The organism is Synergistaceae bacterium (assembly GCA_017444345.1).
GTDB lineage: Bacteria > Synergistota > Synergistia > Synergistales > Aminobacteriaceae > JAFUXM01.
The window spans coordinates 1-11,392 of the sequence record JAFSWW010000013.1; the positions used below are offsets into that span (position 1 = coordinate 1).

11 protein-coding genes are annotated in these 11,392 nt (G+C 39.6%); 5 read left to right on the forward strand and 6 right to left on the reverse strand.

Annotated elements, in window-relative coordinates:
• Positions 1 to 192 precede the first annotated feature (192 nt).
• Positions 193 to 441, forward strand: coding sequence for a hypothetical protein (locus IJS99_00565; protein MBQ7560312.1), 249 nt, complete (start codon positions 193 to 195; stop codon positions 439 to 441).
• Between the two features lie 95 nt (positions 442 to 536).
• Here the strand turns inward: IJS99_00565 and IJS99_00570 are convergent, their stop codons facing one another.
• The 3 genes from IJS99_00570 to IJS99_00580 all read right to left on the reverse strand — a co-directional run bounded on the left by IJS99_00570 (position 537) and on the right by IJS99_00580 (position 4,745).
• Entirely contained in the window at positions 537 to 1,766 is a 1,230-nt protein-coding gene (locus IJS99_00570) for a glycosyltransferase (GenBank protein MBQ7560313.1), read from the reverse strand.
• A 92-nt stretch (positions 1,767 to 1,858) separates the two neighbouring features.
• On the reverse strand, positions 1,859 to 3,736 hold the full coding sequence (locus IJS99_00575; GenBank protein ID MBQ7560314.1) for an iron ABC transporter permease: 1,878 nt from the start codon (positions 3,734 to 3,736) through the stop codon (positions 1,859 to 1,861).
• Between the two features lie 19 nt (positions 3,737 to 3,755).
• Positions 3,756 to 4,745 carry an ABC transporter ATP-binding protein gene (locus IJS99_00580; GenBank protein ID MBQ7560315.1) on the reverse strand — a complete coding sequence of 330 codons (990 nt, stop codon included), beginning with the start codon at positions 4,743 to 4,745 and terminating at the stop codon, positions 3,756 to 3,758.
• A 399-nt stretch (positions 4,746 to 5,144) separates the two neighbouring features.
• On the opposite strand from IJS99_00580, the gene IJS99_00585 reads away from it, so the two are divergent.
• On the forward strand, positions 5,145 to 6,065 hold the full coding sequence (locus tag IJS99_00585) for a DUF4422 domain-containing protein (GenBank protein MBQ7560316.1): 921 nt from the start codon (positions 5,145 to 5,147) through the stop codon (positions 6,063 to 6,065).
• A gap of 53 nt (positions 6,066 to 6,118) precedes the next feature.
• On the opposite strand, the gene IJS99_00590 is transcribed toward IJS99_00585, so the two are convergent.
• Together IJS99_00590 and IJS99_00595 are read right to left on the reverse strand one after the other, a co-directional pair.
• Positions 6,119 to 6,337, reverse strand: a complete 219-nt coding sequence (locus IJS99_00590) for a heavy-metal-associated domain-containing protein (GenBank protein MBQ7560317.1) — start codon at positions 6,335 to 6,337, stop codon at positions 6,119 to 6,121.
• Positions 6,334 to 7,917 (reverse strand): carbon starvation protein A, encoded by a 1,584-nt coding sequence (locus IJS99_00595; protein ID MBQ7560318.1) that lies wholly within the window; start codon positions 7,915 to 7,917, stop codon positions 6,334 to 6,336. The genes IJS99_00590 and IJS99_00595 overlap by 4 nt, the downstream gene beginning before the upstream one ends.
• Before the next feature lie 129 nt (positions 7,918 to 8,046).
• Here IJS99_00595 and IJS99_00600 point away from each other — a divergent pair, with 129 nt between their 5' ends.
• Both IJS99_00600 and IJS99_00605 read left to right on the forward strand, forming a co-directional pair.
• On the forward strand, positions 8,047 to 8,751 hold the full coding sequence (locus IJS99_00600) for an aspartate/glutamate racemase family protein (protein ID MBQ7560319.1): 705 nt from the start codon (positions 8,047 to 8,049) through the stop codon (positions 8,749 to 8,751).
• A gap of 51 nt (positions 8,752 to 8,802) precedes the next feature.
• On the forward strand, positions 8,803 to 10,038 hold the full coding sequence (locus IJS99_00605) for a hypothetical protein (protein MBQ7560320.1): 1,236 nt from the start codon (positions 8,803 to 8,805) through the stop codon (positions 10,036 to 10,038).
• Positions 10,039 to 10,042: 4 nt separating this feature from the next.
• Here the strand turns inward: IJS99_00605 and IJS99_00610 are convergent, their stop codons facing one another.
• Positions 10,043 to 10,282, reverse strand: coding sequence for a hypothetical protein (locus IJS99_00610; GenBank protein ID MBQ7560321.1), 240 nt, complete (start codon positions 10,280 to 10,282; stop codon positions 10,043 to 10,045).
• 106 nt (positions 10,283 to 10,388) lie between these two features.
• Here IJS99_00610 and IJS99_00615 point away from each other — a divergent pair, with 106 nt between their 5' ends.
• Positions 10,389 to 11,084 (forward strand): L,D-transpeptidase family protein, encoded by a 696-nt coding sequence (locus IJS99_00615; protein ID MBQ7560322.1) that lies wholly within the window; start codon positions 10,389 to 10,391, stop codon positions 11,082 to 11,084.
• The last annotated feature ends 308 nt before the right edge of the window (positions 11,085 to 11,392 follow it).

The following is an 11,392-nucleotide window of genomic DNA, read 5'->3' on the forward strand; positions in this document are numbered from 1 at the left end:
AATAATTATGTCTACCGTAGGGACTACGGGAAGTTACGCCTTTGGAGAGAATGTAAGACGACTTCAGCCAGCAATATCGGTTGTAGCGCGGTTCTCGTCGAATTAGGAAGCCGCCACTTCTATAAGTGGCGGTAGTTCACTCTCCTGTTCTCCGTTAATGCTGACTAAAATCTTTCTGGCTTCGCTGAATAAATCTCTAAATCCAACGAGAAAAAGCCGCGTTTATCAGATTTGAGAGATTCGGGAGCAATTGACCAGGACGCTGACACTGTGATATTGCTTTATAGAAGTGATTATTATGACGATGACAGGAATTACAAGACTCAAGACAGCAAGGCCGAACTCACTATAGCAAAGAATCGAACAGGCCGGACTGGAGCATGTAATTTGACCTTCAGGCGGGAATATACACGATTTGCGAATTATATCGAGGACTACTAAATTGGGGTCGCGGGTTCAAATCCCGTCTTCTGCTCCATTTTTTTATTGTTAGAGAGAATACACAGCCCGGATTTAGAGTCCGGGTTTATTTGTGCTTATAATTTCTCAAGTTTATTCATTGCTGCTATAACTGAGTCCGTGAAATTTTGCCGGCTGTAACGAGTTTTTACGATTTCGGCGACATGTGAGGACTCTTGCTTTATCCATTCGTCGAGCTTGGCTGAATAATCGCGTATAAATTTTTGGATCGTCTCAATTTTGCAGTCAGGGAGATTTATTACTTCGTCATCTTCAAAGCCGCATTCTTTGCTAACAATGGGAATAACTCCGGCGGACATTACTGTTAAAACACTTCCGCAGCCTGCTTCACTGCATGAGGGCACTATACTATAAGCGCAATTCTCTGTGAGTTCCCGGAATATTGAGCCGTTAATATCGACAAAGCCGACCGGGTAAATATTCGGAGTCTCAAGTAATTCGCGTTTATATTCTTTGTAGAAGTCATATTCATTTATGAACGAGCTGCAAATATATAAATTACAGTCAAAGCCGGGCTGGCTGAAAATCTCAAGCAATAAATCTAAACCTTTATGAACTTGGCCGAAACTCGCAAAGTATAAAAAATTTTTCTTGTCTCGAGTTATATTCATGTTCAGCCAGTCGAAAATATAGCCGTTATTCTTTATGTAACAGACCGGGGGAATATGCAAATAATCATAAGATTTCAAGTTGTAAGAATTGCCTATAAACCAGAATAAATTTGCTTTCTCGATTTCGCGCTCTTGTTGTGTTTTCTCAAGCGATGCCCGTAAAAGCTGTAATTTTGCGCCCCGTCTCTGCTGAAGATCTGCCAGTCTTTGGAGTTCCTGCTCATATGAAAATTTTTGACTGCTTTCTGTGCGGTATATAATAGTTTTACAGCCTTCGTTCATACAGTGAGTCCAGAAATTTTTTTCACGCGGTAAAATGTCAATTATTAAATCATACTTGTTATTAATCCGCCTGAGTTTATTTTCCTGTGAATAATCAGCTACATCAACATTATAACCGAATGTGCCTATAATGCGGGCCATCTCAATAGCCTGCCATTGATTCTGGTGAGTATCGCTGATTTTACGCACAAATGGATGTGTTATATAAACGAGCAGACATTTTTTGTGATAATTTGTTTTGTTGACATTGGGAATTAAACTAGGAATGGGATGTAATAAACGTTTGATAATTTGAGCTGCCTTAAGAAGTCCTATAGAGTACAGAAATTTTTTTACTGACTCCTTAAATGAGCCCCCCCCCCTATGGTGAGAAATACTTATTTTTTGCTGCATTGAGTGATACCTCCTGAAAATTTTTATATATTCTAGCATAAAGAAATTCCCGGACATTCAAGCCCGGGACGCAATAAAAATTTTTAACTCGTTCACTCTGTTTTCTTGCCTGTGAGTTTTGCCCAGCGTTTTCGCCACTTTTTGCGTGATTCGAGTCTTTCGCCTAAGTCCCGCGAGCCTACACCGTATACTAAATATAGAATTATTCCCGAAACTATCATAATAAACACTGTCGACGCACAACGCCGCCCCGATGCATTTATGTTATAACCTTCACGGCCCTCTTCCATTGTCATATTTTGTATAATCATTGCGTAGGTTTTTCCGTATGATGACTGGAAAGTCGCTCCCATGTCGTACTCTGTAAATAGTGCGTTGAAGTTCAGCGCGAACACTGCTAAGACACTCGGCAATATAATCGGCAATTTGACTTTCAAGAAAGTATAAACCGGTGAAGCTCCTAAATTTTTAGCTGCGTCTTCTAATTCGTCATCGATTGCGTAAAAGGCAGCTTTTATCATTCTTAGGGCAAAAGGCAGTTTTGTTACTGTGTAGGCCATTATTATTAAGAATCTCACGTTCTCGCGCCAGTATAAATTATTCCCGAACACATACCAGACTTCACGATTAAAGAATATCCTGTATGAATAGCAAATTAATATAGTCGGAAGCAGCCACGGAAATAATAAGCAGCTTTCAGTTATTAACGCACGTTTTTTGTTACGATGTCTGAATATATACGAGACAGCAAGCACTACTATAACACACGCAAGGGCCGCCGCAATCGCCGACATTATAAATGAGAGTCTTATGCCTCCTACTGCGTCAGAATTTGAGAATACTCCGGAAATTGAGCCGATTCGAGTTCGCAGCCTGCCGCGTGATGTCATGTATTCATAATCTTGAGTGCCGAAATAATTTATAAATGTCCAGTCAGTAAGATTTAACATTTTTGATCTTATCGCCGGGAAGTTCTGAAACGAGAATAATATTATCATTACTACAGGAGTCATATATATAACAAATAAAATATACGCGTAAACATGAGCTATTATGTTCCAGAAGGGGCTGTTAATTTTTTGCTTGACAAGTTTTGCCTTAGTTTTCGAGACTGATAAATAATGTCCCTTTCTTTCATAGTGATTTAATATGCTCAATAATATAACCGTGAATAATGCAAGAATAACGCTCAACAGTGCCGCCCTTGCCTGAGGGAATGACTCATCCGCTGAACTTGACCCCGCGAGCCTTACTATTTCGGGATTAATCGAATTATAGCCTAGTAAAGTCGGAGCCGACATAGCACAAAGTCCCGTTATAAATGTCATGACAGTTAAAGAAAACAGAGTCGGCAATAAAGTCGGCATTACTACTCTGAATAAAACTTTTAGGGGACTTGCTCCTAAATTTCTAGCTGCTTCTACTGTGTTATAATCTATTCCCCTAATCGCATTACGCAAAAATAGAGCGTGATTCGACGTGCAGGCAAATGTCATTGTGAATAATACTGCGTTGAAGCCCGAAAACCATTGACGATTCATGTGCGGGAATATTTGAGCGAGCCAAGTCGTCATCATTCCGTTTGTGTCGTATAAAAATTGATAGCCTGTAACTAGTGCCACGCCCGAATAAATTAATGTAGTCATGTAACCCATTCGCAGAATCGCCGCGCCCTTAATATCAAAATATTCTGTTAAGAGTACTATACTGATTCCGATTATATTTACTGTTATTACGAGACAGACGGCCAATTTTAGGGAATTCCAGACAAATAACGGCATCGTTCCAGCCATAAAAAATTTTATTACTGCAAAGGGATCTATTACGCCCTGAGCATTACGAGTCATAAATATAGAAGTCAAAGTATTCAAGCATGGCATTACCATAAAGCCCAGAAATAAATATAAGAATAATGCGAGCCCGAAAATTTTTGCGATAAATCCTGCGTCAAGAGTATTATTTTTTTGCATGAATAATCGCTCCCTTCCCTTAAGCCTGATAGCTCATAATATCAGACGGGTTAATTATGACTTTTACGGAGTCGCCGGGACTATAAATATTTATTCCGTCGTTTTTCTCGATAACTTTCAGGACTTGGCCGGCAACTTGTATATAATATTTTATGTAAAGCCCGTAATATTCTTGAGATTCGATTATGCCGTCAAAGCCTGACTCGCTGCTGAGTTCGACTCTGATTCTCTCAAGCCTGATAAAATGATTCTGATTTTCCGGTAATTTAAGCGCGCTTGTTATTGCAGGTTCTAGCTTGTTAATGTCGCCGATAAAGTTAGCTACAAATTCGGTGCTTGAGTGATTATAAATCTCGTTAGGGCTTCCTGTCTGCTCGATTACTCCCTTGTTAAATACTGAAATGCAATCAGAGAGTGTTAATGCTTCTTCCTGATCGTGAGTTACATAAATTGTAGTTATTCCAAATTCGCGTTGCATTTTCTTGAGTTCATTGCGGAGTTGGACTCTCAATTTTGCGTCAAGATTAGATAACGGCTCATCCATGCAAATAATAGCAGGTTCTGTAACGAGTGCCCGTGCGATTGCGACTCTTTGCTGCTGACCTCCTGAGAGCTGACTCACTGCTTTCTGTAAATGTTCGCTCGTTAAATCAACTTTTGAGGCTATTTCGTTGACTTTGCGCTTGATTTCTGACTTGCTTAATTTCTTTATCTTGAGTCCAAATGCTATATTGTCATAAACTGTCATTGTAGGGAATAACGCATAAGACTGGAATACGATTCCGATATTGCGCTTCTCAATGGGAACGTGTGTAATATCTTGATCCCGCATTAGTACGCTGCCTGAAGATGGCTCAATAAAACCGGTTATTGTGCGCAGAGTCGTCGTTTTTCCGCAGCCTGATGGGCCTAGAAATGTGTAGAACTGGCCTTCTTTTACATGAACGTTGATGTCGCGAAGAGCCTCGAACTGGTCGAATTTTACAAAAATGTTGTTAAGCCTAATCACGAATTAACACCTCGACTTTTTTTATAAAATCTTGCGTAATTTATAATAGCATAATTTTATATGATTGCAGGCGGGGACTCATGACAGAAATAAATATTATTTATTATGATACATAGGCGCAAAAAATTTTTATTATGGGCTGTGAACTCATGACAAGAGAATATTAATTTATTATGATATATAAACGCGAAAATTTTTATTATGGCTGAGACTCGTAAAGCAGCAAAATATTTTATTATTAAGCAAAAAATTTTATTATGTGCTGTGAATTCATGACAGGAGAATGTTAATTTAACGCGAAAATTTTTATTACAGACTTGGGCTCATGACAGCAAAAATATTATCACGCAAAATGATATATAATAATCGCAAATTATCACGTGAAAGGATTATTAATTTATGCCTGAAAATAACTCGCTCCTGAAAATTTTAGTATGTTATTATAACGCCTATCAAATGCCGAATTTAGACGATAAAATATTATTGCCCATTCAGGCCGGCCGGGCTGTGAATCCTGTAGATTTAAATATTCAGCCTGACAATGAAATAAACGGCCAGCCCTGCGACAATATCAGCAGCAAAAATGATTGTTACTCTGAATTAACCGGGCTTTACTGGGCATGGAAAAATTTGCGTAAATTATATCCTGATATTAAATATGTCGGCTGGAGTCATTACAGGAGATTTTTTGCGATTGACGAGACAAAATATTTAATTGATAAAATTTTCAAGCCCGCTGACTCAATCAAAGACTATAGAGTTAATTCTGACAAGATTATAAATATTTTAGAATCCGGCAAAATTATTTTATCTAAACAAGTAACTCCCTCGCCGTTCTCATTATATGTAAATTATTGCATAAATCACTATAGTGAAGATTATAATGCTCTCAAGAATATTATTGCGTCAAAATTTCCGGATTATTATGACTCGTTTATTCACGTCATGGAAGATAATAATAAAATCTCGCTTTACTGCATGTTCATAATGAAATATGACGAGTTCGAGAAATATTGCCAGTGGCTTTTTGCTGTCTTGAATGCCGTAGAGCCTGAAATTCCCTATAAATTCTATAAGCCCTATCAAAAAAGGGTGCTTGCTTTCATGGCTGAGAGATTGTTAAATATCTATATCGCGAAAAATAAATTAAAGCCTCACTATTCAAATATATATTATTATGAGACTGATCCCGCAAAAATTGAGAGTGAGAGACCAAAATTTTTTAAGAGTTTATTTACTCTGATCAAGAATAAAATTTTATTCTCGTTATATGCGCTTGGCCCTGAAAGACTGCGCCGTATCTTCAGACGCAGGAAATAATAAAGCGAGTCCCGCGAATCTCTCACAGAACCCGCTAAAAATTTTGTGATTAATTATGCCGCTTCTATCTTGCTGACTTCATAACCGGCCTCTTCTATAACTTCTTTGAACTCTGAGTCCGTTACATCGCCTGAAAGAGTTACAAGCGCGCAATTTTTTGACAAACTGACTTCTGCGTCACTTACTGATTTAAGGCTCATTAATGCCTCGTGAACATGTGCCGCGCACTTCTCGCAGCCCATTCCTTCAATGTGAATTAATTTTTTCATCATAGTGTGTGTATATTCTCCATTCCGGGTCTATTTGGTCTATATGTCTTGACATAAAATATTAACGCGAATAACAAGGCAACAGCTGCACCGATTCCATAAGCTAAATTTTTCTCAAGCATTAAATAACATTCGGGGGCAATACAGAAATATGTAACACTTACTGCGCTCATGAATGTCGCCGGGATTGCAGCTATCAAACTTGCACGAGCTCCGACTTCCTGTGCGAGAAATACCGCGCCCGCCCATAATGCGATCATCGCTAGAGTCTGATTCGACCATGAGAAATAACGCCATACTATTCCATAATCTAAGAATGAAATAAAATAACCTATTGCAAGAAGAGGCACAGCAAGCATAAGACGCGGTCCCATACCTTTTTGATCAATCTTGAACCAGTCAGCAAGAGTTAATCTAGCACTCCTGAAAGCCGTATCTCCTGAAGTAATCGGACATGCAACAACACCGAGTAATGCAAGAGCCGCACCTAAATTTATAGCAAAACTATGCGAGAAGAAATTTATTACTGCATTTATCGGCCCTAAGAGTCCCACTGAAATTTGATAGACTGATGTAGAATTTCCGCCCTTGACTGCTAATAATCCAGCCGTCGAGAAGCCGTCCTTCATTGTATTATAGAATGCTATACCAGCTGATGCCCATATTAAAGCAATTGCACCTTCTGCGACCATTGCACCGTAAAATACAAATCTCCCCTTGCGTTCTGAAGTCAAGCAGCGAGCCATTAACGGAGATTGAGTCGCGTGGAATCCCGAAATCGCCCCGCATGCTACTGTGATAAACATTAACGGCCATATCGGAGTCGTGGCTGCATTCGGGTGCATGTTATAAAATCCTTCCCATAATTCAATCATGGGCTTTGTACCGTTTATGTGATTCGCTACTGTAACACCGCCGATTCCTATTGCCATGAATATTAAGCAGAATCCGAAAATAGGATAAAATTTTGCGATTATTTTATCAATAGGCAGCAACGTGGCCAAGAAATAATATATCAGAATTACAATTGTGAGAATCTCGACCCACTCTTTTGTGTTATAGCCCCATACTGTTGCAGCTGCTGTCCCGGCAGAAGCTCCTACACTCGCGCCAGTTCCCTGCGTTATCATAATTGCAAGCAACCCGGCCGGCCCTACCATGAATACAACTCCGACCATTACAAGCAAGACTACAGAGAATAAACGCATAATCTGAAGCATAAAGCCGCCGAGATATTTTCCGGTAATTTCCGAGACGCTCGCTCCGTTGTTCCTGACTGAAAGCATACCGACTAAATAATCATGAACACCTCCGGCAAAAATTGTCCCGAATACGATCCATAAATACACCTGAGGCCCCCAGATAGCTCCGGATAATGCCCCGAATATCGGCCCAAGTCCCGCAATGTTAAGTAATTGAATCAAGAAAGCCCTTCCCGCTGAAATCGGCACAAAGTCAACGCCGTCGGGATGTTCTACGCATGGAGTCTTTCTGTCATCCGGCCCAAAAAGTTTGTCTACTATTGCACCGTAAATCATGTAACCGAGAATTAATATCACAAGACCGCCTAAAAACGAATACATGAAAAAATTTCTCCCTTCGTAAAAAATAAATATGATAGTATTGTGATAATAAAATTTTAGTCGATTCAAAATTTAAAGCAAGTATATTTATATGGATTTATTATATATTTTCTTAAGGAGGTTATTATTATGTTGACAAAACCCGCGAAAACTTTAGGAGTACTCGGTGGAATGGGCCCCGCTGCCTGTGCTGAATTTCTTAGAATACTGGCAAAAGACGCTCCCGCAAAAAATGACTCTCAGCACCCTAAAATTATAATGCTCTCTGATCCTGATACACCTGACAGGAGCGACGGACTTATGGGACTCGGCCCTGATCCCGAACCCGTAATCAAGAAAAATTTATTCAAACTCGCTGAAATGGGAGCCGATTTATTGGCCGTGCCTTGTAATACTGCTCATTATTTCATTGACAGATTTAGATATGATTTGCCGGTGCCGCTAATTCATATAGTAGAGTCAACTGTTGAGGCAGCGCGGGAATTAAGCAAGGGCAATTGTTCGTGGCTTCTTGCTACAGACGGGACGATTAAGAGCTTGATTTATCAGACTTATGCGCAGGAAAATAATTATTTCTTTCTCAAGCCCTCACGTGAACAGCAAAATAATATTCAATCTTGTATAAGACTCGTTAAAGCCGGAGATTTATTCACAGCCGTAGAAATTTTGCGGGACACTATTAATGAATTATGGCGCGAACGTGATGTACCTGTTACTATGGGATGTACTGAAATCCCCTTAGCTTATGCTGTGTCAGGACTCCCTGATGATAAACAAGTTTCGAGTCTTAAAGCTCTTAGTGATTCTTGTTTGCGTGTTTTGTATGAGCTCTAATGCTATAATCACGTGTAAAATTTATTTGCTCGAAAGGATTTGTTTTATATAATGGCTCATAATAATAAGCATGAATATGAATATGAATTTCAAGATGATGCCGGCGAATTAACTTTATTTGATATATTTAGTGTTGTATGGCGCAGAAAGTTTTTTATAATTATCGTTACCGGCATATTTGGTGTATATTATCTTGTCCGTGCGTTTACGGCTCCGTTTACTTATAGAGCTGAGACGAGAATACTTCCTCCTCAGTCAGGCAACAGAATTGAAGGTATATCCGCACGTCTTGGAGGTCTTGCCAGCTTTGTAGGACTTCCCAGAAATGCAACGAGCGGGCAGTTATTTATCGGGATTTTGAGGGGCGACTCTGTAGTTGACGCGATAGTTGACAGGTTTGATCTTATGAACGAATTAAGCACTGATAAAAGAGTCAGCGCAAGAAATGCAGTACTCGAAAGCATGGGAGCTAATGAGGACAGGAACAGCGGAATTATCACTATATCATATATACATAAAGATCCGCAGATGGCAGCTGATATGGCAAATGCACTTGTAGGCGAATTGCAGCATAAATTACAGGAAATGGCAATAGCAGACGCCCAGCAAAAACGAAACTTTTTCGAATCGCAATTAATGCAGGCCCAGCAAGAACTAAATCAGGCAGAAGACGCTATGATAAACTATCAGCAAAAAAGCGGCGTAGTAGTCTTTGAGTCTCAAGCTCAGGCATTATTAGCTTCAATTGCAAGCCTAAAGAATCAAATCGCAGCCAAGAACGTAGAAATTTCTTCAATGAGAAGTTATGCGCGAAAAGATAACCCGCAATTAAAGCTCGCACAATCTCAGCTCGATGCAATGACTAAAGAATTGCACAGACTCGAGGCCGAACAAAAACGTTCAGATATTGAGCAGCACGACAGATTAATATCGGGCGACTCGTTGTTATCATTAGGCAAATTTCCAGAATTAGGCATGGAATATCAGCGTTATGTCAGGGCTTTACAATTTGCGACGGCAAAATATGAAATGATGCTCAGGCAATACGAGGGAGCAAGACTCAGCGAGGCTAATGACATGACTTCAATTTCAGTCGTAGACTATGCGACACCGCCGGATATAAAATACGCTCCTAGACGCGCAAGAATAACAATCATGGGCACAGGTATCGGCTTGGCGTTTTCGTTATTCTGGGTATTCACAGCCGAATATATTAATAGCATGAGGAAAAAACAAGCCCGCAAAAATAGTGATGACTATGACAATGACGAGGAAGAAGACGAATAATAATTTAATGCGCGATATTTATATCGTAAAAATTTTTTATCCCGAAAACATCAACAAGAGCATCAAGCACAGACCCTTTTATACCGCGTAATTCACAATCAGGTTCGGGCAAAACTTGAATCATAAAATAATCACGGTCAAGCTGTTCGAGCCTGAAATTTTTTACTTCTTTTACGCGCGACATTCTATCAAGTAAAATATTTTTTCTGTTATTATCACTAATATTTATAAGTATATTTCTCATTTCTAAGCAGCTCCTTTTACGCTATTATATAGCAGCTTGTTAAATTTCCAGGTTTTAAGCTACACAAATTTTTATTTATTTATATTTTATGTTAGGAGGCGTTATTATGCGCAAAGTTTTATTAGCAGCTTTATTAGTAATTTGTCTCGTTTCTGTCTCATTTGCTGAAGAGAATATTTATTCATATTCTTATGAGAGATGGCTTCATTCTTTTGCAGCTACTCAGGACGCAACACAGGCCGTAATTATCGTAGGCTGCCCGGATTCACAAGGACGCGGAGCAACTTTCGGATATTACGAGAAGGATTCAGAGGGCTGGCACGAAATTCTGAAGGCTCATGCTTTTATCGGCAAAAATGGCTGGTCAGGCAAAAAACGTGAAGGCGACGGCAAGACCCCCAGCGGCGTATTCACATTCACAAAGGCATTTGGAATTAATCGCGATCCCGGCTGTCCTATGGGCTACACGAGAATAGACGACACTCATTACTGGAACGGAGATTCTAACTCGTTGCTTTATAATCAGTTCGTATCAACTGAAGACTATGACAATTTCAACACGAAGAAAAGCAAGCGTCTTGCAGACTTCAATATGGCCTATAAATATGCACTCGCTATCAGTCATAACTCCCTCGCAAAACCTGAAGGCGGAAGTGCTACTTTCCTTCACTGCTACACGAAAAATAAATTTACAACAGGCTGTGTAGCTATTCCCGAGTCTGTATTAATTGAATTACTGAAACGCGTAGAAGAGGGCTGCGTTGTTATCATGGGCGAGGCTTCTGATATTGTAAGCTATTAATTTATTGAATCACTAAATATTACCGCCCTGTCGTAAAAATATTAATTGCGGCAGGGTATTTTTTTGCGATAAACTTTACAATTTCAAATGCAGGTGTTAAACTCAAAAAGTTTTTACGAGAATTATATACAAAACCTGAAGGAGAGTTTTATTTTCATGGCAACAAGAAGAGAGCCGAGATTCAAATTATGCCGACATCTGGGTGTGAACGTATGCGGACACCCTAAGGCTTTAAAGCGTACAGATACAAAGAAAACCGCAGCCGCCGCAGCAGCCCGTACAGGTCAGAAAGTTTCACAATATGGCCT

Bases quoted from the DNA above. Each gene is read 5' to 3' on its own strand.
- IJS99_00570 (MBQ7560313.1), bottom strand. From the start codon at position 1,766: ATGCAGCAAAAAATAAGTATTTCTCACCATAGGGGGGGGGGCTCATTT.
- IJS99_00575 (MBQ7560314.1), bottom strand. From the start codon at position 3,736: ATGCAAAAAAATAATACTCTTGACGCAGGATTTATCGCAAAAATTTTC.
- IJS99_00585 (MBQ7560316.1), top strand. From the start codon at position 5,145: ATGCCTGAAAATAACTCGCTCCTGAAAATTTTAGTATGTTATTATAAC.
- IJS99_00590 (MBQ7560317.1), bottom strand. From the start codon at position 6,337: ATGATGAAAAAATTAATTCACATTGAAGGAATGGGCTGCGAGAAGTGC.
- IJS99_00595 (MBQ7560318.1), bottom strand. From the start codon at position 7,917: ATGTATTCGTTTTTAGGCGGTCTTGTGATATTAATTCTCGGTTACATG.
- IJS99_00600 (MBQ7560319.1), top strand. From the start codon at position 8,047: ATGTTGACAAAACCCGCGAAAACTTTAGGAGTACTCGGTGGAATGGGC.
- IJS99_00605 (MBQ7560320.1), top strand. From the start codon at position 8,803: ATGGCTCATAATAATAAGCATGAATATGAATATGAATTTCAAGATGAT.
- IJS99_00610 (MBQ7560321.1), bottom strand. From the start codon at position 10,282: ATGAGAAATATACTTATAAATATTAGTGATAATAACAGAAAAAATATT.
- IJS99_00615 (MBQ7560322.1), top strand. From the start codon at position 10,389: ATGCGCAAAGTTTTATTAGCAGCTTTATTAGTAATTTGTCTCGTTTCT.